The organism is Lysinibacillus sp. NPDC093216, assembly GCF_050280325.1.
GTDB lineage: Bacteria > Bacillota > Bacilli > Bacillales_A > Planococcaceae > Lysinibacillus.
The window spans coordinates 87,845-108,628 of the sequence record NZ_JBNNVB010000014.1 but is presented as its reverse complement, the minus strand read 5'-3'; the positions used below and the strand labels follow the sequence as shown (position 1 = coordinate 108,628).

Genomic DNA, 20,784 nt, shown 5'->3' with positions numbered 1-20,784 from the left:
AGACAGAGCTACTCTCATATAGAGGGTAGCTCTTTTTTACGGACATAAAAGTGGGTTGTTATGTAAGAAACAACCCACTTTAATAATATGAAATTTTTATATTATTTTTACATAAAAATCTTTACCGTTTATAATCTCGGGCAGTTCAATGTTGTGATTTGTTTTATAGTAATTATAAATATTATGCGCTAACCCAGAGTGCCCATTTAAATATGTTCCTTTTTTAATCTCCCTACGTGGATTATGGAAATCAAAATACAAGCGAGAATCGTGGCACATTGCATCCAAAATTGCTTTAAACTCTTGTTCTTCAATATGAATCCCACGTGTATATCTGCACTCTCTGCGGTACGTATCATGAGAAACATTCACCGGCGGCGACTCAAGAACCATTTCGATTTTTTTACTCAAATATTAGCAGCTCCTTTTTTAAAATTAGCACCAAAGGGTAGAAAAAAGACTTGAATACTTTTAAAAGCATTGACCTAATTCTTAATATTTATCACCTAAAGTTAGGGATGATATATGTTAAAAGGAATACCATTTTAATTTAAGTTGATTAGAGTGGAGACTGGTCGCCCCCAGGAAGCTTTGCTCTGTGCGAAAGCGAAGCGTCAGCAACAAAGCGCCCAGTCGGAACAGAGATCAACCACACGCTATTTTGATGAGCCATGAGTCTATGACTAATATAGTTCAAGTATATAATTATCAGAAAATTATATCAATATTTTCCCTACCAATCTTGTTGCTGTATTTCTTCTGCCACTACTTGTAAATCATAAGCGGTAATCATCAAAAGTGTATATTCGTGTGTTTCCATATATTTTTCTGCTAGACGTTTCATATATTTCGGGGAGCCTTCATTTTCTTCATCATAAATAAGCAGCAGACCATCTGTATTTTGAATTATGAATTTGTCTTTTTCGATAAATTGCCACGGAGCCTCGTATGGTTTTTTCGTTACACTCGTTACGAAGTCCGCTTGAGCTACTAATGCCTGATATTTTTCTTTTTTATGTTCCTGCCAATTTTTCTCCTGCTCTAAAAAAGGAGTGATAACAGAATATTTTAAATGAGGGAATTCCTTTCTTAACATAAGAATAACCTCAGCACCCCATGTTTCTACACCTTGCTGGCCACTAATAATGACCCATTCTAAACCTTCATCGATCAATATACGCAGACGGTTTTCGAGTGCTTTTTTTATGATGGCAATGCCCGGGTGCTTGTCATTAAAAATGCCTAATTCGTGTGGTCTATAGCCAGTAATAATAATTCGCTGTAGCAAAAAAACGCCCCCTAAGCTGTATAGTATGTGTAGTCATAGTATACAGTAGGGGGCGAATGAAAACGAATTCCGAGATATTGTTGTATAGTTGTTCCCAAGTAAAGTTGATTGTTATATTAAAAAGCAAATAGTGTTAAAACAGCAGCTACGGCAGTGCAGATTCCTAAAAACCACCATGTATCTGTAAAGTCCTCTTTGGCGTCACTATTCATGTAAAGTACTTCCTTTCTGTTTTATTTTGATCTGTCCATTCCAAGACCAATTCGTCCATACACGCAGTACAGATTCAAATGGTCCGCGTTTAAATTTCTTGAAGTAGGCAAGGCTGAAAACACATTGCAAGCTATACACGACGATTCCAAATAAAATACCGCCAAACACGCCTAACTTGCCGTATAAGCCTAGACCGTATCCATAAAATACTGTTGTACAAATAATGGTTTGCATTAGATAATTAGTTAATGATAGTTTACCGACACTCTCAAAGGCAGGAGCGAGACGTTGTACAGGGCGGGTTTTATATATTAAAGCTGCAAGGCAGACATAGCCAACTGCTAATAATTCAGACCCACCTGTTAACAGCATTCCGGAAAAATTGCTTTCTATAATAAAACTCAGACTCTTACAAGCTAGTCCTATTGGAACAAGCAGAGCGCCGAGCTTATACCATTTTTTTTCATCTTCCATATTCACAAAAGCTTGCTTTTTAGCAAGCCCCATGCCGAAAAGGGTCAATGCAGAGGTATACATTGGTGCAAGGAAAACTAATAAGAAAAAGACTAATCCTGCATCATCCATGCCCGGAGGTAGATCATTTGCACGGAATTTATAAATGTCTAAGTAGCTCCCGTTAGCGTATACATTGTCGGCTTTTTCTACATAGGTTGCTAACTCTTGCTGTTCTTTTTTAGTTTTTTCTGTGGAACTAAATGATAAGCTAGTAATAAGTAATAAGAAGATACCAGCCCAAATGAATAAAGTTTTCGGTTTACGATTAATAAATGGGATTAAAAACAATATCATAATGCCGTAGGCAAATAAAATATCGCCTTCCCATAAAAACATTGAATGTAGTAAACCTAAAGCAATTAGCCCTGTTGCGCGGCGAAAAATGGACCATCGACTCTTATCTTTTTTTCTACGAATAGATTCTATAAGTTTAATAAGAGAGAAGCCGAATAAAATGGTGAAAATCGGCATAAATGATCCTTCTATAAAGATTTTCACAAAATACCAGGCTCCATTATCGAGGGCGGATAGATCTTTTAGTTCATCTTTGCCATACATGCCAAATTGGAAAATCAACAGATTTGCCATTAAGATGCCAAATAAACTAAATCCACGGATTGTATCTATGAAAGTAACGCGGTTAGTCGTCATTGCAATTCATCTCCTCAATTGGTTATCTTATACATAGTGTAGTTGGTAAAGCTTATGATGAAATGATGACTACCTTAAAGAAATCTTAAAAGAAGGTGATAGCATGCAAGATGCGTCAATTTTAGTATTAGAGGATGAACGTGCAATTGCAGAAATGATAGAAATTATTTTAAGAAAAGAAGGGTTTTTAAACATTACTCTCTGCGAATCTGTTCAAGAAGCAAAAAAGAAAATAGAAATGAAGGTTTTTGATTTTTATCTATTAGATATTATGCTCCCAGATGGTAGCGGACTTGATATGGCGAATATGATTCGAGAGCAAAGTGAAGCACCTATATTCTTTTTAACTGCAAAAGCTAGTGATGCAGATAAGCTTCGTGGTTTTATGAACGGAGCAGACGATTATATTACGAAGCCGTTTAATCCACTTGAGCTTGTTGCGAGGGTGAAGGTCCAGCTTACAAGATATATAAAGAGAAAAGATGTACCCGAAAGTCATTTATTTTCATGCAGTCGATTTACATTCGATATCGATGCGGCAGAGGTGACTGTAAATGGCACAAAGGAAATTATTAGCGGTAGGCTATTTTATTTATTGAAATATTTATGTGAAAATGCAGGGCAAGTGTTATCGAAGGAGCAAATTTACGAGCGCGTATGGGGTGACTGTTTGTTTGATGATAATACTGTGATGGTGCATATTCGAAAACTGCGAGAAAAAATAGAAAAGAATCCAGGTAAGCCAACCTGCATTATTACTGTGAGGGGTATTGGTTATAAACTTGCTGGAGATGTTTCTTCATGAAGCCAGCTAGAAGATTAACGCTTCGTTTTGTATCTTATTTCATCATTTTTTATTTACTAATCATTACAGGCTTTATTATAAGTTTGGTGTTTTTTGCAATCTTTATCAATCGTCATGTTGGTGACGATATTCATATAATGAGTTCCTCTGAAATTAAAGATGATGCTGTCGTAGAAAAAGGGGAATCTATTAAGATTGCTGATTATTTAGTAAAGCGAGCAGGGGAGAACTTAGGGCAATTATATTTGTTCAATCAATCGATGGACATTGTTGATTACACGGGAGACACATGTGAACTATGTAGTATGACAGATAACGAAAAAATGGCTCTTAAACGGCCAGGAATGCACACGTGGGAGATTCCTAAATATCATTTGTTATTCCTCCCGGCTTTACCTGTTCAGCCGCTTTTTGAGGAAGTAGTTCGGGATTGGAAGGATAAAGGAGAGGTTTCTTTAGAACTGCTCCAGCGTTTACAGGATAAGAAGGCCTCGGTTGAAATCTATAATGAGCAGTGGGATCGTGTAGAAGTCATTGGTGAGCGCTATAAAAAGCTCCATAAGCCTCAATTGCTGGAAGAGAATTACGATATTTTTGAGTATAAAGAGCTTTCGCAAAATGCTTCTTTAGAGGATGGCTCGACACTAGTTGTACGGATGCCCAACCCATCATATAAGCCGTTTGACGAGCCGTTTAATAAAGCGATGGTTTTATTTGTTTCCGTCTTCTTTGGTGGACATATTATATTGTTAATAGGGATTATCTTTTTATCGGTTAGCATTTCCCGTCAATTTGTTCGCCCGCTTGTTTATGTAATATCTCGTATCGAGCTACTAGCTCAGTTCGACTACAGGAAAGTAAGAGATAAAAGTATCCATCATCGGAAGACAGGGAAGTTAAAGAGGAAATTTAAATTATTTCAGCCAGTCGATGAATCGATAAATAATTTATCAAAACGCCTTTCCTCCAATGAAAGGCAAATTAAGCATGCAGAGCAATTACGGGAGGAATGGATAACTGGCTTATCCCATGATTTAAAGACACCGCTAAGCTCTATTTATGGTTATTCCACAATGCTAGCTTCCGAGGACTATGAGTGGACAAAGGAAGAAATGCGCGTCTTTGCAACTACGATGCAGGAGAAGGCGACGTATATGGATGCTCTTATACAAGACTTAACATATACGTATCAATTAAAAAATAAAGCGATACAGCTTGAAAAAGTGCTGTTACCACTCAACGTATGGTTACCTCAATTTGCAGATGAGCAAGTGTCTGTAAAAGTTTATGGGGATGTCATGCTTGAAGCGGACGAGCTTTTATTAAAGCGTATTTTAGATAATCTAATAACCAATGCTAAAAAATATACTCCTGAAGGTACAAAGGTAAACGTAGAAGCGCAAAATATAGGCCAGGAGATTATGCTGACAATCGCCGACCAAGGTCCAGGAATTCCTCAAGAGGAGCTCGATAACCTCTTCGAGCGATATTATCGAGGTACTAATACTACGGACGATGCAACGGGTACAGGTCTGGGATTGGCTATTACTAAGCAGTTAATAGATTTACATGATGGTACCATTAGTGTCCAATCAGGAGCGGAAGGTACAGTCTTTGTAATAAAGTTTAAATGTAAGTAGTAGGTTTTTGCATATCATCAAAAATTGGGGGGCATTTGTGAAAATGAATGCCATGTATATAAGTTGATTGGAGTGGAGACTGGACGACTCCTTGGGGATCAGCGATAGAGGAACGAAGGCTAAAACCATCACATCCTGTGATAACGCCTTCGTGACCAGCATCGTGTTGGCCCGAGACCCTGGAGCGCAGCGGATGTTTTCTGTGCGAAAGCGTAGCGACAGCAACAACAAATGTTTTCTGTAGCGAAAGCAAAGCGTCAGCTACAATTGTTTTATCTGCGCGAAAGCGAAGCGTCAGCGGCAAAACGCCCAGTCGGAACGGAAATCAACTCCACGTTATGGCAATGGCTAGTTTTTTATTGAAGAAGTAAAGTAAAACACTGTTAATTTGGGCAGTACAAGTGATGAAACATTCACCTTGTACTGCCCTTTTTGTAATGTTGACCATTGAAGTGTAAGTTTTTAGGGGATTACCCCTATATGAACGGCTCTCTCTTAAAACTATTATTAAGGTGTAAAAGGTGTATACGAAAGACAGCATGATAAGGAGGATATACACATGAAGACTTCTTTTAAAGTAGTCATCGTTGGAGGAGGAACTGCTGGTATTTCAGTAGCGGCACGCTTACTTCGTCAATCTCATTCGCTTCAAGGGGAGATTGCCATCATAGATCCTGCAGAAAAACATTATTATCAACCACTCTGGACATTGGTGGGAGGTGGTGCAGCAAATAAATGGGACTCTGAACGTGAGATGCTTTCTGTTATCCCTGAAGGAGCTGTTTGGTTAAAAGAGGCTGTTAGTAGTTTTTACCCCAATCAAAACCAGGTAATCACACTAGATGGTACAACATACACGTATGATTTTTTAGTAGTCGCTGGTGGGATAGAAATAAACTGGGGAGCTATTAAAGGGCTGAAAGAGGCACTAGGAACTAAAAGTGTATGCAGTAATTATTCTTTTAAGCATGTGGATTATACGTGGGAAACGATCCGCAATTTTAAAGAGGGAACAGCGTTATTTACACATCCGAATTCGCCAGTAAAATGTGGTGGTGCTCCACAAAAAATTATGCATTTAGCAGAAGACCATTTTAATAGAGTCAATGTTCGCGACAATATTAACGTTATTTTTGGTTCGGCCAATCCAGCTATTTTCGATGTTTTGAAATATCGTGAAGCACTTGAAAAGGTAATAGAGCGGAAAAATATTGATACTCGATTCCGTCGTAATTTGATTGAAATTAAGGCTGATGAAAAAATAGCTATTTTTGAAAATTTAGATACTGGCACAGTAGAAGAAATTAAATACGACATGATTCATGTGACACCTTATATGTGTTCACCTGAGTTTATACGAACAAGTGCATTAGCAGACGAATGTGGCTGGGTAGATGTTGATAAATTTACTTTGCAGCATAAAAAGTTTGGCAATGTGTTTGGGATAGGTGACAATGCCAATCTACCAACATCAAAAACGGGTGCAGCTATTCGCAAGCAAGCTCCTATCGTTGCACAAAATCTTATTGCTTTAATGAGACAACAACCAATGGCGCAAATGTATGATGGCTACTCTTCTTGCCCAATTGTAACAGGCTACAACAAACTAATATTGGCGGAGTTTGATTACAATAAAGAGCCTGTCGAATCTATGCCTTTCAACCAGGCAGTGGAAAGATCCAGTATGTATTTCATGAAAAAGGATTTACTACCTGTTATGTACTGGGATGGGATGCTGAAAGGCACTATGTAATTACGAATGAAGGGAGGCGACAGGCGTGGCTAATGCAACGGTAAGTATGAGCGAGGAATTATATCAATTACTCGAAACGCTTGAAAAACCAGAAGTTCGACACTCTTTACAACGATTGTTGGAAAAATTACCGAATGTAGAGCAAACGATAGACTCAGCAGAAAATGTTGTGGATTTTGGGAAAGCAGTACTAACAGATGAAAAGACATTAAATCGATACGAGCAATTTGTCTCTACTTATAATGTAGGCTCAGAAACGATAACGGCTATTGTGCAGCTAATGGAAAAATTGCCAAAGCTTGTTCAAATCATTCATCAGTTAGAAAACATCGTTGATTTTGTTACAGCAGTACTTCAGGATAAACAAACGACAGACTATACAATGAATAATTTAAAGAGCTATGCCGATCCATATGTTGAAAAAGGAAAGACAGGTTTGGATTTCTTAAAAATGGTACAGCAAAGAGCAGAAGAAAAGCCTCAGCATATTAATGTTTTTTCAATTGTTAAATGGATGAAAGATCCTTCTGTTCAAAAATCACTTAATTATGTCCAATCTGCATTAGATATTTTAAAAGAAAAAAACTAAGTATAAAGGGGAGTTTTACACATGTTATTACGATATTTTTACGATGAAAAATTAGCGCACGCTTCTTATGTTGTGGGATGTCAGGCGAAGGGAGAAATGGTTATCGTTGATCCGATGCGTAACATTGAACCCTATCTTGCATTAGCAGAAAAAGAGAAGATGCAAATTGTTGGAGCGTTAGAAACGCATATCCATGCGGATTTTGTAGCAGGGTCTCGTGAGTTAGCAGACCGTGTTGGAACAAAGATGTATATTTCCGACGAAGGGGATGCTGATTGGAAGTATCAAAATCTAGAAGGTATTCCTCATCAATTATTAAAAGACGGTGATGAATTTACTATAGGTAATCTTATTTTTAAAGTCATGCATACACCAGGACATACGCCAGAAAGTATCTCCTTCTTATTAACGGATCGTGGCGGTGTAGCAGATAAGCCAATGGGGATTTTTACAGGTGACTTTGTCTTTGTAGGTGATATCGGACGCCCTGATTTGTTAGAAAAGGCTGCTGGTATTCAGGGTACATCACTATCTGGTGCAAAAGCGATGTTTTTATCATTAGAACGTTTTAAGGCTTTACCAGATTACATGCAAATATGGCCGGCTCATGGAGCAGGTAGTGCTTGTGGTAAAGCATTAGGAGCTGTACCATCTTCGACAGTTGGGTATGAGAAGCAATTCAGCTGGGCTATGCAATTTGATGATGAACAAAAATTTATTGACGCGTTACTAGATGGTCAACCGGAACCTCCTTATTATTTCGCTGTTATGAAGCGTGTCAATAAAGTAGGAATAGAGCTTATTAAGAACTTACCACCGGTGAAGCTCGTGTCAAGCTATGAAGAGATTACTCAACTTCTTGCAGATGGGAAGCAAGTGATTGATACTAGATCGGCGGAAGATTTCTCGCAAGGATTTATCGCAGGTACACTAAACATCCCTTACAATAATTCAATGACAAATTGGGCTGGTTGGCTAGTAGCTTATACAAAGCCATTATATTTACTAATTAATCCTTCCCAACTAGATGATATTTTAATAGCATTACGTTCTATAGGTATCGACAATGTTGTTGGCTATGGAGATGTGACGAAAGTATTGGAAGAGGCTACTTCTCTAGATAGTTATGAAAATATAACTCCTTTAGAAGCAAAGCAGTTAATTGAAAGTGAAAAAGTCCATGTGCTTGATGTGCGCAATCAAACAGAATATGATGCAGGGCATATTGAAAATGCTCAACATATTATGGTTGGTACACTAGCTAGACGTTTAGATGAATTGCAAACAACTAAAAAAATTGTTGTTCAATGCCAAGGTGGTGCTCGTTCTGCAATTGCTGTAAGTGTACTAAAAGCAAATGGCATTCATGACATTGTAAATTTAACGGGGGGCTATATGGCTTGGCAACAAGAGGTAGTGACTAAATAAATGAGGTTGTTCTAAAAGAAAAATAGCATACTAGTAAGTCTAGTCTGCTATTTTTTTTCTTTGCTTAGTACTTCCGAGAGGCATCTTTTGAAGATGATGAGTGGAAATCGTCATTTTAAATCAAAGATTTTAGTAAGGCGTTGTGAGATTCGTCAATGGAAAGTTAAACGGATTTAGACAACCTTTTTTCTCGGTAAAAGGGGTTAAAAAATGATTATTGTAAGTTTGAGTATATTCCTTCTTTTTATTGGTAGAATTATTTATAAACGGCATATCCCGGTGCGTCAAATACAGGAGTGTTTACTACAAGAGTTGAAAGTGGGAATGGTGATAGTAGATGTACGTGATTATAATGATTCTTACAAATCACCTACACCAAATGCATTAAATTTACCAATTGCCTATTTAGTACGTCACATGCATGAACTACCCAAAAAGCCCCTTCATATTATTGCGTCAACACAGCTAGAAAAAAATATGAGTGTTCGTATCATTCGTAAAGCGGGGCATGAAGTGAAGAGTTATAGCATGATGGAAGAAAAAGTATAGGGCAAAGTATGCGGATTAGTAACAAGTAAACCTAAAGCCTCCGGACGTAATTATGCCGAGGTATAATTAATACTAGGAGTGTGTTTAGATTGGAGAAAGAACAGCTGAAAAATAAATATTTACAGCAAATATTTCAATATATTCAAGATGGCATCATCATAATGAATCACAACCGTGAAATTTTAATGATGAATCCCTCAGCGAAGCGGTTATCGGGATGGGAAATAGGAGATCGAGTGCCCTTTTGTTCATTTTGTGAAAATCGTCAAAAATCTCCAAAAGAACATACATGTTATTTAATAGAGCATAATGAGGTTCCCTATTTTTTATCGAAAATGCCGACGTATCATGGGAGTAAAATAGACGTTGAAATGAGCACGGCGCTGATGTATACAGATAGTAAAACAAACGAGCAAGAATTTCTTCTTGTATTGCGCGATCAGACCCTTCAGTTAAAGGAAGAAGAGGCTCGCATTTCAAAGCTAATTATAAAAAAGCTAATTGAGGCAAAAGAGGAAGAACATAAAAGGCTTGCGCAAGAATTACATGATGGCGTTGGTCAGTCATTGTATACAATATCTGTTGCATTGCAAGCGATAGAATCTTATGTCAAAGACAATGAAAAACTAAATACGTATATCGAAGAAGTACGCAATGAGCTAGAGCAAGTAATGAATGATATTAAATTGTATTCCTATCAGCTTCGCCCCCATAGCATAGATCAGTTAGGGATTTCACCTACATTAGACACCCTTGTCGATTCAGTGCAAAAGGTACATCCTGATATTGCTATATCGTTAGAAACAGATTTTGAAGAACGTTGTCATCCATCTGTAGAAATCAATATTTATCGCGTCGTGCAGGAGGCTTTACACAATATTATTAAATATGCAAAAGCTTCTAAAGTCGTCATTCGACTCGAAAAGAAAGCTACAAATTTATCACTCTATATAGAAGATAATGGCGTAGGGTTTGATCTGCAGTACTTGAAAAAAGAAGGGCTCGGTTTAAAGCATATGGAGGAGCGAATTACACTATTAGGCGGATTTTTTAATATTACTTCGGCTCACAATAAAGGTACACAAATTAGCATTCAAGTACCTAATTGGAAGGATGACTTTAGATGATTCGTGTTTTAGTAGTAGATGATCATGTGCTAATCCGTAAAGGGATTGTTCTTTTATTGGAAAATTATATAGATATAGAGGTTGTAGGTGAAGCGAGTGATGGAGCGGAGGCAATCACTCAGGCAATTTCATTAAACCCAGATGTCATTTTAATGGACGTATCCATTCCGAATGGGTTAGATGGATTTACGGCTACTCAAGAAATTCATAAGCAAATGCCTAACGTGAAAATTATTATGTTAACAATGCACAATGAAGTTGCTTATATTCAAAAAGCGATTGCTGTTGAAGCCCATGGCTATATTTTAAAAAATAGTCAAGGTGGAATTCTCTACGAGGCTATCCATGCCGTATATAGTGGTCGCATATATTACAACGTTGGTATTCCTCAAGAGCAGATGGATAAATTATTTGAACATAAGGGGCATGAAGATCAATGCATTTTAACTGTGCGTGAGCAGGAGATAATGAGGTTAACAGTTCTAGGGTATACGAATATCCAAATTGCTGGGCAGCTATATATTAGTAGTAAAACGGTTGAAAATCATAAATCAAATATTATGCAAAAGCTCAATTTAAGTAATAAAGCTGAGCTTATTCAGTATGGGCTTGCAAATAACTATATGTAACAACTTGTTGCTGTGCAATATGTAATTGAAATATGGCTCTTCGGCAAAATGAAGGGTTGATTTATGTTCCGGCTAGGCGCTTTGTCGCTGCCGCTTTGCTTTCGCTACAAAAAACATTTGTCGCTGCCGCTTCGCTTTCGCGCAGATAAAACATTTGTCGCTGCCGCTTCGCTTTCGCACAGAGCAAAGCTTCCTGGGGGCGTCCGATGAGACCTTGGAGTGCAAGCAAAGCGACGACTAGAATTACGCCAAGGTGAAATTGATGGATACACATTTTTTATAATTATTCCTTTGCCGACAAGCTAAGATCACTTGAAATATGAGTGATCTTTTTTTATTTTTTAGAGATAATTTTTAATATTGTCACAGTGAGTAAGCTAATAGTGGAAAACCCCTATATGTCTGAAATTGCAGCAGGACTATACTGAAAGCACATGAATAAAAGGAGATGCAAGAACGATGGATATTACATTTATAATTGTGATTTTCCTGATTGGATTCGTTGGCTCATTTGTGTCCGGTATGTTGGGCATCGGCGGTTCAATCATTAAATACCCAATGCTACTATATATACCGCCACTTTTTGGTTTAGCAGCATTTTCAGCACATGAAGTTTCAGGAATCAGTGCAGTACAAGTGTTTTTTGCGTCGATTGCAGGCGTTTGGGCATATCGAAAAGGTGGTTACCTTAACAAGCCCCTCATTATTTATATGGGAGGAGCAATTTTAGCCGGTAGCTTTGTTGGGAGCTACGGATCACAGTTTTTATCTGAAAACGGTGTGAATGTCGTATACGGTATTTTAGCCTTGATTGCAGCTGTGATGATGTTTATTCCTAAGAAACAAATTGATGATAAGTCAATGAATGAAGTAACTTTCAACAAGCCTTTAGCTGCAATTTTAGCATTTATTGTTGGGATTGGTTCAGGGATCGTTGGTGCTGCAGGTGGTTTCTTGCTTGTACCGATAATGCTTGTAGTACTTGGGATTCCAACGCGCATGACGATTGCCACTAGCTTAGCTATTACGTTTATCTCATCGATTGGTGGAACAATCGGTAAGTTAATGACAGGACAAGTCGAGTACTATTCCGCAGGTATTATGATAGTGGCAAGTTTACTGGCGGCTCCTCTTGGGGCAAAAGTAGGTAAAAAAATGAATACGAAAATTTTGCAAAGTATTTTGGCCGTACTCATCTTAGCGACAGCGATTAAAATTTGGGTTGATCTATTATGATGAAAAAACAAAAAGTGGTTGCCTATAAGTCACATGAAAAAAAGCTAATAATTATAAGTTTTTTAGTAGCGGGGATAATGTTTCTTTCAATCATTGGAAGAATTTTTGGTACCTAGGAGATGAAATAAAATGAATGATTCAGCTGTAATGTGGAGTCGTGCCTTAACAGAGTTAACATTGTCATTCCATATCGTTTACGCAACAATTGGCGTCGGTATACCTTTAATGATCATGATTGCTCAATGGGTTGGATTAAAAAATAATGACGAGCACTATTTATTACTAGCAAGAAGATGGGCAAGAGGGTTTGTGATTACTGTGGCAATCGGGGTTGTCACTGGTACTGCGATAGGATTGCAGCTATCACTACTATGGCCAAGCTTTATGGAGTTGGCTGGACAGGTGATCGCATTACCATTGTTTATGGAAACATTTGCGTTCTTTGTTGAAGCGATTTTCTTAGGGCTTTATTTATATACATGGGACCGATTCAAAAATCCAAAGAGACATCTATTATTATTGGTCCCAGTAGCTATTGGTGCTTCTATGTCGGCCGTTTTTATTACGATTGTGAATGCCTTTATGAATGCACCGCAGGGCTTTGATCTTGTAGATGGAGAGCTTGTAAATATTCAACCAGTATTAGCAATGCTAAATCCTGCAATGCCAACGAAGGTAGCGCATGTATTAGTAACATCTTATATGACGTCAGCATTTTTATTAGCTTCTATTGCTGCTTATCGTATGCTACGAGGATCGAAGCATGTGTATCATAAAAAAGCATTACATCTTTTATTGAAACTTGGACTAGTATTTTCGCTAGCAGCACTGATTGTAGGTGACTTTTCTGGGAAGTATTTAGCGGAATATCAACCAGAAAAATTAGCTGCTGCTGAATGGCATTTTGAAACAAAAGAGGATGCTTCGCTTATGTTATTTGGAGTATTAGATGGAGAAGAGGTAAAATATGCTATCAAAATACCGTACGCATTGAGTGTATTGGCGCATAATAATCCTTTTGCAGAAGTAAAAGGTTTAGATCAATTTCCTGAGGACGAACAGCCGCCACTTTATATCCATTATTTGTTTGACGTCATGGTAGTTATCGGAACTTTACTAATTGTCGTTGCAGCTATTTATGTGCTAGGTAAGTTGCGAGGGTGGAAGTTTATTTCTTCAAAAAGTTTTAAGAGAATAGTAGTGGCAGGTGGTCCATTATCGCTTATTGCTGTTGAGGCAGGCTGGTGGTTTGCCGAAGTAGGGCGTCAGCCTTGGATACTTCGTGGTTATATGAAAACGGCGGAAGGTGCTACAACAAGTGGCCAAGTCGATACTATGCTAATACTATTTGCAGGGCTGTACATTGTATTAGCGGTAGGAAGTATCGTAGTACTTATTCGTATGTTCCGTAACAATCCGATTGAACGTGAAATTGAAGAACATCAACAAGTGGAAGGATGTGCAGGGCAATGAGCTTAGAGATATTAGGAATTTCGGTACTGTGGTTATTTCTATTCGGCTATGTCATTGTTGCGTCCATAGACTTTGGAGCGGGCTTCTTTAATGCTTATAGTGTCTTAATTGGTAAAGATCATATATTAGCAAATGTTATTAAGCGCTATTTATCTCCGGTGTGGGAAATTACAAATGTCTTCCTTGTATTTTTCTTTGTTGGAACGGTAGGCTTCTTTCCTCAAACGGCTTATTATTATGGCACAATTTTGCTAGTGCCAGTCAGTATCTCATTAATATTAATTGCAATTAGAGGGAGTTATTATGCATTTGAATCCTACGGTGGAAAAGGCGGACATATCGGATATACTATGATGTACGGAATTACTGGTTTATTTATACCTGCATCCCTATCTATTGTATTAACGATATCTGAGGGAGGGTTCGTAAAAATCGTAAACGAAGAACCTCATTTACAAATTGCTAAACTTTTCACCAGTCCGTTAACGTGGTCTATTGTGCTATTAAGTGTAGTGGCAGTTTTGTATATTTCAGCTGTTTTCCTAACATGGTATGGGAAAAGAGCGCGAGATGAACATGCTTCTAATTTAATGAGAAAGTATGCACTCGGTTGGTCTTTGCCGCTCATAATAAGTGTAATAGGGATTATGGTGGAGTTAAAGGGACATGTGCCTGAGCATTACGAAAATATGTTAGATCTGTGGTGGCTTTTCGCGGTTTCAGGTGTGCTATTTCTTATAACGCTAATTCTTTTATTTAAAAAGAAAAACTATGGCATAGCTGTCTTTTTAATGGTTGCCCAATTTGGATTTGCATTCTTCGGTTATGGTATTTCACATTATCCGTATTTACTGTATCCGTATATATCAGTCTATGATAGCTTTACAAATGAAACAATGGCAATTGCATTAGTGATAGCGTTTGTTGGAGGATTGGTTCTACTCATACCTTCACTTTATTTAGTAATGAAATGGTTTGTGTTTGATCGTGATTATGCTTGCGGTAAACATGATCACCATGCATAGGGGGAACTATAATGAATCAATTTATTATTTTGTACGCACCTTTTCTTGTAGTAGCTATTAGCATTGTGATTGGTTTTTGGATAGGACCGAAAGATCGTCAAGTTAAGTAATTGCAGACGCTAATCCTAAGGAGTCTGTTTTATCGTATTAATTAAATAGGATAGAAGCTCAAAAAAAGGGGCTATATGGATAGTCGTGAGTGTTTGACTTTCTATATAGCTCCTTTTGTTTATGTGGTTAATTTACTTGATGCAACGCTCTGATGGTCGCTCAATTTTTACATAGCGCCATAAGCTATTAGCGATATCACGTGCCTCTTCTGCGTGTTCGGTTCCAACGAATGCTTTACGGAAAGGTGTAAGAAGTGATTCGATGATAAAGAGCTTTGGCTTTTCGCGCTGTAGTTCCTCTAATAAGAATTCCACATACTCTAAGCCTTCCGCTGTTTCATTCTTAGACAATCCTTTTTTAAAGCCTGTTAATTGCTCGATGACCGTTCCCTTATCTACAGTTTTATAGTTCGCGACGTTTTGTATCGTGTTGATCATTTCCGTACTAATGAGGATTTCTTTTGATTCAAGCATAACGGGTATAATTACGCTAATATTGCGTAATGCTACACGTACAATGGCTTCGCGATTTATATATTTATAATCAGCAATTAAGACAGCACGTATTGAAAGGTTAATCATACCAAGTGTTTGCACAGCACATTCGTAGCTAATTGGACTAACTTCTTCTCCGAAAACTTGAACAAGTCGATTGGCAAGCCACTCCAGTTCTTGTAAATGATAGTTTAAAATAATTTTTTTCAGTTCATTATCACGAGAATGGAAAACCGATTCAAAAATTTGAATTAAATTATGTTCTCGATTGACATACATGAGTACCGCAACTTGCTGTGTTAATACTTCCAAATCAGTAGGATCTTTGCCGTAAAGAAGTTCGTGGCGGCGATTACTTGCCTCCTCACGCCCTTCATCTAATATGGCGATTAAGCATTCATTTTTAGAAGAAAAATGATTATAAAATGTACCTTTTGAAATTTTAGCTGCACTAATGATGTCGTTAATCGACGCATCCACGAATCCTTTTTCAATAAAAAGAGCACGAGCAGCAGTAATGATTTGTCTTTTTCTTTTGTTCATAACCTCACCTTTTTTAAAATATTATACTCTTATTCTATAGATAAAACGCCTATATATCAATGTTTTTAAAAAATATAATCTTAATTCTTGAAAAAAGTAGACTGCGAGTATAAAATAAGTTTTATCGAAAAAAACAAGAAAGAATTGAGGGATATAAATGAATAGTGGTCAAACACTGCAAAAGCCCCCCTATGGCATGATTGGTATTTTATTTGTGGGTGCTTTTGTTGCTTTTCTTAATAACACATTGTTAAACGTTGCGTTACCAACAATCATGAAAGATTTTGACATAACGTATTCAAAGGTACAATGGCTAGCAACAGGTTATATGCTTGTAAGTGGTATTTTAGTACCTGCTTCAGCATTCTTCGTAACACGCTTTAAAAATAGACATTTATTTATTGTAGCGATGTCAGTCTTTACAATCGGTACAATTATGGCTGGCTTTGCACCTAACTTCGGTATGTTACTTGCAGGTCGTATGGTGCAAGCAGCAGGTGCCGCAAGTATGTCACCACTTCTAATGAATGTAATGTTAATTAGCTTCCCAAAAGAAAAACGTGGGGCAGCGATGGGGATTTTCGGTTTAGTTATGATTTCTGCACCAGCGATTGGTCCTACATTATCAGGATATATTGTTGAGCACCATGATTGGCGCATGCTATTCCAAATGATTATTCCGTTTGCGGTTATTAGTTTATTATTTGGTATTTGGAAATTAGAAAACGTGATGGAGACACGCAAAGTTCAGTTAGATTTCCCATCAGTACTATTATCAACAGTTGCGTTCGGTGGTATTCTATATGGTTTCAGTACTGCAGGGGATAAGGGCTGGTCAAGTCCTTGGGTATATGGCACAATTTCAGTTGGCCTTCTTGCTTTAATCATCTTCATATTTAAACAACTACGTATGGATCAGCCTTTACTAGAATTACGTATTTATAAATATCCAATGTTTGCATTGGGATCAGCTATCTCGGTTATCGTGTCAATGGCTATGTTCTCGGGTATGATTTTGACACCTGCTTATGTACAATCGATTCGAGGAATTGATCCATTTAAAGCAGGCTTAATGATGCTTCCTGGGGCACTTGTAATGGGGATTATGTCGCCGATTACAGGGAAACTTTTTGATAAATTTGGACCGCGTCTACTAGCGGTTATCGGTTTAACGATTACAACAATTGCGACATTCGGTTTAACAAAGTTAGAATTAGATTCAAGCTATACATTTATCGTGTCTATGTACACAATTCGTATGTTCGGTATGTCAATGGTTATGATGCCAATTATGACAAACGGTTTAAACCAATTACCACAAATGATGAACCCACATGGTACAGCTATTAATAATACTTTACAGCAAGTGGCAGGGGCGATTGGTAGTGCTGTGATGGTAACGTTCATGAATAACCGTACAAAAGCAACAGCCGAAGATTTAATTGCAGAAGCAAAAGCCAATGCAGCGCAATCAGGTGTTGCAGCAACGCCAGAACAAATGCAACAAATGCAGGATCAGATTACACAAACTGCTTTATTAGATGGTATTACACACTCATTCTTAATAGCAGCTTGTGTTACAGTCCTTGCGCTAGTGCTTGCCTTCTTCCTAAAACGTGTAAAAATTGAAAGCTCAGCGGCTTCTATGGATATGAAAAAACCAACTAAATAATTTTGATATATAGACCTGTTAGTAGAATTTTTCTTCTAACAGGTCTTTTATATGATTTATCGATAAATGAGGCAATTTGGGTGATAAATCGTAATTAGTAGTCAATAAACTTAAAAAGTTGGTCGATAAATCAAAAAATGTAGGCGATAAATTTTTACTTATTGAGTATTACATGCAGGATGAAGGGGAAGTTTAAACAGACCAAATAAAAATAAAGTGTTATACAGAGATATTTAAAATGGTGGATGACATTTGTTAAAAAGTACGCCTCATATAAGTTGATTGGGGTGGAGGTTGGGGATTAGCAATAGAGGAACGAAGGCTAAAACCAACACATCCTGTGATAACGCCTTCGTGACCAACATCGCTGCCGCTTCGCTTTTGCGCAAAAACATCTGTTGGCCCGAGACCCTGGAGCGAAGCGGCTCATCCGATGCCCCCAGGAAGCTTTGCTCTGTGCGAAAGCGAAGCGTCAGCAACAACAAAGCGCCCAGTCGGAATGGAAATCAACCACACGTTATGGTAATGATCCTTCGAGCTCAAAAATATATATTATATTTTTAAACAGTAGGGACAAAAAGTAAACTTAACTACGATATATAGTTACAAATCAATGAATTTTGAAAAGATTGTCGAAATTGTGATTTAGCTCATTGAAATAATGTACAAACAACCTTATAATGGAGGTTGTAACGTCACCAAGACAAGATAAGGATGGAATTATGATGCACTTTTTGCGAAATAAAGTTAACATTGTAATAACAAATTATACAAATTGCTATCCAGCTCTTGAGACTGGTGATTTGTAAGATATACGCGCTGTAACGACTGTTAAGAAGTGCCTTAATGGTCTTTTTTACATGGAAGCAATAAAATTAAAATAGTGATAGTGATGGCAAAGGAGAGTTCAAAATGTCAGAAACGAATAACCAAACACAGTCTGAACAATTAACTGTGAGTCAAGAACAATTGGATGTGCTAGATCAATTATTAAAGCCTGAGGTTCAGGAATCACTTACAACTTTAGTTGAACAATTACCTAAGTTAACTGAAATGATGACGTTATTAACAAAATCATATGAGTTTGCTCAAGCTGTTGCAACTGACGAAGTACTGAAAAATGATACTGTTGGTGCGGTAACGGAAATGGCAGGCCCAGTAGTAGGCTCAGCTAAAAACCTTGCAGCTACTGCAATTGAAGCGAAAGACCGTGCGTCTGAAAGCCAAGAAGTAATTGGTTTATTCGGTCTTATGAAAATGTTAAAAGACCCACAAGTTCAAGGTGTTTTCCGTTTTGTTAATGCTTTCTTACAAGTAAGCGCTGAACGTAAAGCTAAATAAGAATCGACTTGAGATATATTCAAAACGTAAGGACGGAGGATTAATTAATCATGTCAAAAGAAATCGTCATCTTAGGTGCTGGTTACGCTGGCGTTTTAACTGCATTAACTGCACGCAAGTATTTATCAGCTGATGAAGCTAAAATTACTGTTGTAAACCAATTCCCAACACACCAAATCATCACTGAACTTCACCGTTTAGCTGGTGGTACTATTGCAGAAGGTGCTGTTGCTTTACCACTAAAAAAAATCTTTAAAGGTTTAGATATTGATTTACAAATTGCTAAAGTAACAAAATTCAATGTAGACACTAAAAAAGTGGACCTAGACAATGGTTATACTTTAAATTACGATACTTTAGTAGTATCTTTAGGTAGCCAAACTGGATTCTTCGGTATCCCTGGATTAGAAGAAAACTCAATGGTACTTAAATCAGTGAACGAAGCAAACAAAATTAACAAACATATCGAAGACCGTATTAAAGCATATGCACAAACAAAAGACGAAGCAGATGCAACGATCGTTATCGGTGGTGGCGGTTTAACAGGTGTAGAGCTTGTTGGTGAAATCGTGGACAACTTCCCGAAAATCGCAGCAAAACACGGTGTTAACTTTGCTGACCTTAAAATCAAGCTTGTTGAAGCTGGTCCAAAAATCTTACCAGTACTTCCAGATGTACTTATCCAACGTGCTACTGAAAGCTTAACAAAACGTGGTGTTGAATTCATCACTGGTACTCCTGTAACAGGTGTTGATGGTAACGTCATCTCTCTTAAAGATCGCGAATCAATCGTTGCCAATACACTTATTTGGACAGGTGGGGTAGCTCCGCTTCCAATCGTAGGTGAGTCGGGCCTTGCTGCTGACCGCGGTAAAGCTACGATTAACGAGTTTTTACAATCTACATCTCATAATGATGTATTCGTAATCGGTGATGCATCTGTAGCATTACCAGCTGATGGCGGACGTCCGCTATACGCACCAACTGCTCAAGTTGCATGGCAAATGGGTGAGTGCGCTGGTTACAACCTATTCGCACAATACAAAAACCAAGAGATGAAACCTTTCTCTGCAATTAATTCGGGTACACTTGCAAGCTTAGGCCGTAAAGACGCTGTTGCGACTATCGGTGCTAGCAACACACAACTTAAAGGTCTTCCAGCAACACTTATGAAAGAAGCGTCTAACATTCGCTATCTTACACACATTAAAGCGCTATTCGGCTTAGCGTATTAATATTTTAAGGGCATGAATCAATAGTAATATTGAATTCATGCCCTTTTTTTGTTTTATTAGGGTAGCTAGAGCGGCAGAAAAAAATCAGAGCGACAGAAAGAAGAGCCAGAGCTACGGAAAGAAGAGTCAGAGCGACGGATAGTAGAGCCGGAGTGACAGAAAGACCAGTCAAAGAGGTGGATAGCAGAGCTAGAGCGACGGGAAGAAATCAGAGCGACGGAAAGAAGAGCCGAAGTGACGGAAAGACCAGTCAAAGCGACGGATAGCAGAGCCGGAGTGACGGAAAGAAATCAGAGCGACGGAAAGCGGAGTCAGAGTGACGGATAGCAGAGCTAGAGCGACGGAAAGAAGTCAGAGCGACGGAAAGAAGAGCCGGAGTGACGGAAAGACCAGTCAGAGCGACGGAAAGAAGAGCCGAAGTGACGGATAGAATCGTCAAAGTCGTGGATAGAGCGGCCAAAGTCGT

General features: G+C 38.0%; 19 protein-coding genes. 15 read left to right on the top strand and 4 right to left on the bottom strand.

The window, feature by feature from the left end; genetic code table 11:
- Positions 1-96: 96 nt before the first annotated feature.
- From ACQKOG_RS16045 to ACQKOG_RS16035, 3 genes are all read right to left on the bottom strand, one after another.
- Positions 97-411 (bottom strand): hypothetical protein, encoded by a 315-nt coding sequence (locus ACQKOG_RS16045; RefSeq protein WP_402871135.1) that lies wholly within the window; start codon positions 409-411, stop codon positions 97-99.
- Between the two features lie 322 nt (positions 412-733).
- Positions 734-1,288, bottom strand: coding sequence for an SLOG family protein (locus ACQKOG_RS16040; RefSeq protein WP_370080769.1), 555 nt, complete (start codon positions 1,286-1,288; stop codon positions 734-736).
- Between the two features lie 204 nt (positions 1,289-1,492).
- Positions 1,493-2,668 (bottom strand): DUF418 domain-containing protein, encoded by a 1,176-nt coding sequence (locus tag ACQKOG_RS16035; RefSeq protein ID WP_370080771.1) that lies wholly within the window; start codon positions 2,666-2,668, stop codon positions 1,493-1,495.
- A 103-nt stretch (positions 2,669-2,771) separates the two neighbouring features.
- Between ACQKOG_RS16035 and ACQKOG_RS16030 the strand changes: the two genes are divergently transcribed.
- The 12 genes from ACQKOG_RS16030 (at position 2,772) to cydS (ending at position 15,032) form a co-directional block, all read left to right on the top strand.
- Entirely contained in the window at positions 2,772-3,473 is a 702-nt protein-coding gene (locus ACQKOG_RS16030) for a response regulator transcription factor (RefSeq protein ID WP_402871131.1), read from the top strand.
- Positions 3,470-5,113, top strand: coding sequence for a sensor histidine kinase (locus tag ACQKOG_RS16025; RefSeq protein ID WP_370080775.1), 1,644 nt, complete (start codon positions 3,470-3,472; stop codon positions 5,111-5,113). The genes ACQKOG_RS16030 and ACQKOG_RS16025 overlap by 4 nt, the downstream gene beginning before the upstream one ends.
- Positions 5,114-5,672: 559 nt before the next feature.
- Positions 5,673-6,866 (top strand): NAD(P)/FAD-dependent oxidoreductase, encoded by a 1,194-nt coding sequence (locus tag ACQKOG_RS16020; protein ID WP_370080777.1) that lies wholly within the window; start codon positions 5,673-5,675, stop codon positions 6,864-6,866.
- A 25-nt stretch (positions 6,867-6,891) separates the two neighbouring features.
- Positions 6,892-7,455, top strand: a complete 564-nt coding sequence (locus tag ACQKOG_RS16015) for a hypothetical protein (RefSeq protein ID WP_370080779.1) — start codon at positions 6,892-6,894, stop codon at positions 7,453-7,455.
- Positions 7,456-7,476: 21 nt separating this feature from the next.
- Positions 7,477-8,883 carry an MBL fold metallo-hydrolase gene (locus ACQKOG_RS16010; RefSeq protein WP_402871126.1) on the top strand — a complete coding sequence of 469 codons (1,407 nt, stop codon included), beginning with the start codon at positions 7,477-7,479 and terminating at the stop codon, positions 8,881-8,883.
- 210 nt (positions 8,884-9,093) lie between these two features.
- Positions 9,094-9,432 carry a rhodanese gene (locus ACQKOG_RS16005; RefSeq protein ID WP_370080782.1) on the top strand — a complete coding sequence of 113 codons (339 nt, stop codon included), beginning with the start codon at positions 9,094-9,096 and terminating at the stop codon, positions 9,430-9,432.
- Positions 9,433-9,521: 89 nt separating this feature from the next.
- The gene (locus ACQKOG_RS16000; RefSeq protein ID WP_370080784.1) at positions 9,522-10,559 is read left to right on the top strand and encodes a PAS domain-containing sensor histidine kinase; all 1,038 of its coding nucleotides are present in this window, start codon (positions 9,522-9,524) and stop codon (positions 10,557-10,559) included.
- On the top strand, positions 10,556-11,188 hold the full coding sequence (locus tag ACQKOG_RS15995) for a response regulator (protein WP_370080786.1): 633 nt from the start codon (positions 10,556-10,558) through the stop codon (positions 11,186-11,188). The genes ACQKOG_RS16000 and ACQKOG_RS15995 overlap by 4 nt, the downstream gene beginning before the upstream one ends.
- Before the next feature lie 459 nt (positions 11,189-11,647).
- The gene (locus ACQKOG_RS15990) at positions 11,648-12,424 is read left to right on the top strand and encodes a sulfite exporter TauE/SafE family protein (protein WP_370080788.1); all 777 of its coding nucleotides are present in this window, start codon (positions 11,648-11,650) and stop codon (positions 12,422-12,424) included.
- Between the two features lie 129 nt (positions 12,425-12,553).
- Positions 12,554-13,897 (top strand): cytochrome ubiquinol oxidase subunit I, encoded by a 1,344-nt coding sequence (locus tag ACQKOG_RS15985; RefSeq protein ID WP_370080790.1) that lies wholly within the window; start codon positions 12,554-12,556, stop codon positions 13,895-13,897.
- Entirely contained in the window at positions 13,894-14,922 is a 1,029-nt protein-coding gene (locus ACQKOG_RS15980; protein ID WP_370080792.1) for a cytochrome d ubiquinol oxidase subunit II, read from the top strand. Before ACQKOG_RS15985 ends, ACQKOG_RS15980 begins: the two co-directional genes overlap by 4 nt.
- A gap of 11 nt (positions 14,923-14,933) precedes the next feature.
- Positions 14,934-15,032, top strand: a complete 99-nt coding sequence (gene cydS, locus ACQKOG_RS15975; protein WP_386846937.1) for a cytochrome bd oxidase small subunit CydS — start codon at positions 14,934-14,936, stop codon at positions 15,030-15,032.
- Between the two features lie 132 nt (positions 15,033-15,164).
- Here the strand turns inward: cydS and ACQKOG_RS15970 are convergent, their stop codons facing one another.
- Positions 15,165-16,070 carry a TetR/AcrR family transcriptional regulator gene (locus ACQKOG_RS15970; protein ID WP_370080794.1) on the bottom strand — a complete coding sequence of 302 codons (906 nt, stop codon included), beginning with the start codon at positions 16,068-16,070 and terminating at the stop codon, positions 15,165-15,167.
- Between the two features lie 157 nt (positions 16,071-16,227).
- On the opposite strand from ACQKOG_RS15970, the gene ACQKOG_RS15965 reads away from it, so the two are divergent.
- The 3 genes from ACQKOG_RS15965 to ACQKOG_RS15955 all read left to right on the top strand — a co-directional run bounded on the left by ACQKOG_RS15965 (position 16,228) and on the right by ACQKOG_RS15955 (position 20,318).
- Positions 16,228-17,742, top strand: coding sequence for a DHA2 family efflux MFS transporter permease subunit (locus tag ACQKOG_RS15965; protein WP_370080796.1), 1,515 nt, complete (start codon positions 16,228-16,230; stop codon positions 17,740-17,742).
- A gap of 912 nt (positions 17,743-18,654) precedes the next feature.
- A complete protein-coding gene (locus ACQKOG_RS15960) occupies positions 18,655-19,083 on the top strand; it encodes a DUF1641 domain-containing protein (protein WP_079563022.1) in 429 nt (142 codons plus the stop codon).
- Positions 19,084-19,133: 50 nt separating this feature from the next.
- Positions 19,134-20,318, top strand: a complete 1,185-nt coding sequence (locus ACQKOG_RS15955) for an NAD(P)/FAD-dependent oxidoreductase (protein WP_370080798.1) — start codon at positions 19,134-19,136, stop codon at positions 20,316-20,318.
- The last annotated feature ends 466 nt before the right edge of the window (positions 20,319-20,784 follow it).

Excerpts from the sequence above, each read along its gene's own strand:
- ACQKOG_RS16025 (WP_370080775.1), top strand. The coding sequence starts at position 3,470 with ATGAAGCCAGCTAGAAGATTAACGCTTCGTTTTGTATCTTATTTCATC.
- ACQKOG_RS15960 (WP_079563022.1), top strand. The coding sequence starts at position 18,655 with ATGTCAGAAACGAATAACCAAACACAGTCTGAACAATTAACTGTGAGT.
- ACQKOG_RS16020 (WP_370080777.1), top strand. The coding sequence starts at position 5,673 with ATGAAGACTTCTTTTAAAGTAGTCATCGTTGGAGGAGGAACTGCTGGT.
- ACQKOG_RS15990 (WP_370080788.1), top strand. The coding sequence starts at position 11,648 with ATGGATATTACATTTATAATTGTGATTTTCCTGATTGGATTCGTTGGC.
- ACQKOG_RS16005 (WP_370080782.1), top strand. The coding sequence starts at position 9,094 with ATGATTATTGTAAGTTTGAGTATATTCCTTCTTTTTATTGGTAGAATT.
- ACQKOG_RS15955 (WP_370080798.1), top strand. The coding sequence starts at position 19,134 with ATGTCAAAAGAAATCGTCATCTTAGGTGCTGGTTACGCTGGCGTTTTA.
- ACQKOG_RS16010 (WP_402871126.1), top strand. The coding sequence starts at position 7,477 with ATGTTATTACGATATTTTTACGATGAAAAATTAGCGCACGCTTCTTAT.
- ACQKOG_RS16030 (WP_402871131.1), top strand. The coding sequence starts at position 2,772 with ATGCAAGATGCGTCAATTTTAGTATTAGAGGATGAACGTGCAATTGCA.
- ACQKOG_RS15965 (WP_370080796.1), top strand. The coding sequence starts at position 16,228 with ATGAATAGTGGTCAAACACTGCAAAAGCCCCCCTATGGCATGATTGGT.
- ACQKOG_RS15995 (WP_370080786.1), top strand. The coding sequence starts at position 10,556 with ATGATTCGTGTTTTAGTAGTAGATGATCATGTGCTAATCCGTAAAGGG.
- cydS (WP_386846937.1), top strand. The coding sequence starts at position 14,934 with ATGAATCAATTTATTATTTTGTACGCACCTTTTCTTGTAGTAGCTATT.
- ACQKOG_RS15985 (WP_370080790.1), top strand. The coding sequence starts at position 12,554 with ATGAATGATTCAGCTGTAATGTGGAGTCGTGCCTTAACAGAGTTAACA.
- ACQKOG_RS15980 (WP_370080792.1), top strand. The coding sequence starts at position 13,894 with ATGAGCTTAGAGATATTAGGAATTTCGGTACTGTGGTTATTTCTATTC.
- ACQKOG_RS15970 (WP_370080794.1), bottom strand. The coding sequence starts at position 16,070 with ATGAACAAAAGAAAAAGACAAATCATTACTGCTGCTCGTGCTCTTTTT.
- ACQKOG_RS16035 (WP_370080771.1), bottom strand. The coding sequence starts at position 2,668 with ATGACGACTAACCGCGTTACTTTCATAGATACAATCCGTGGATTTAGT.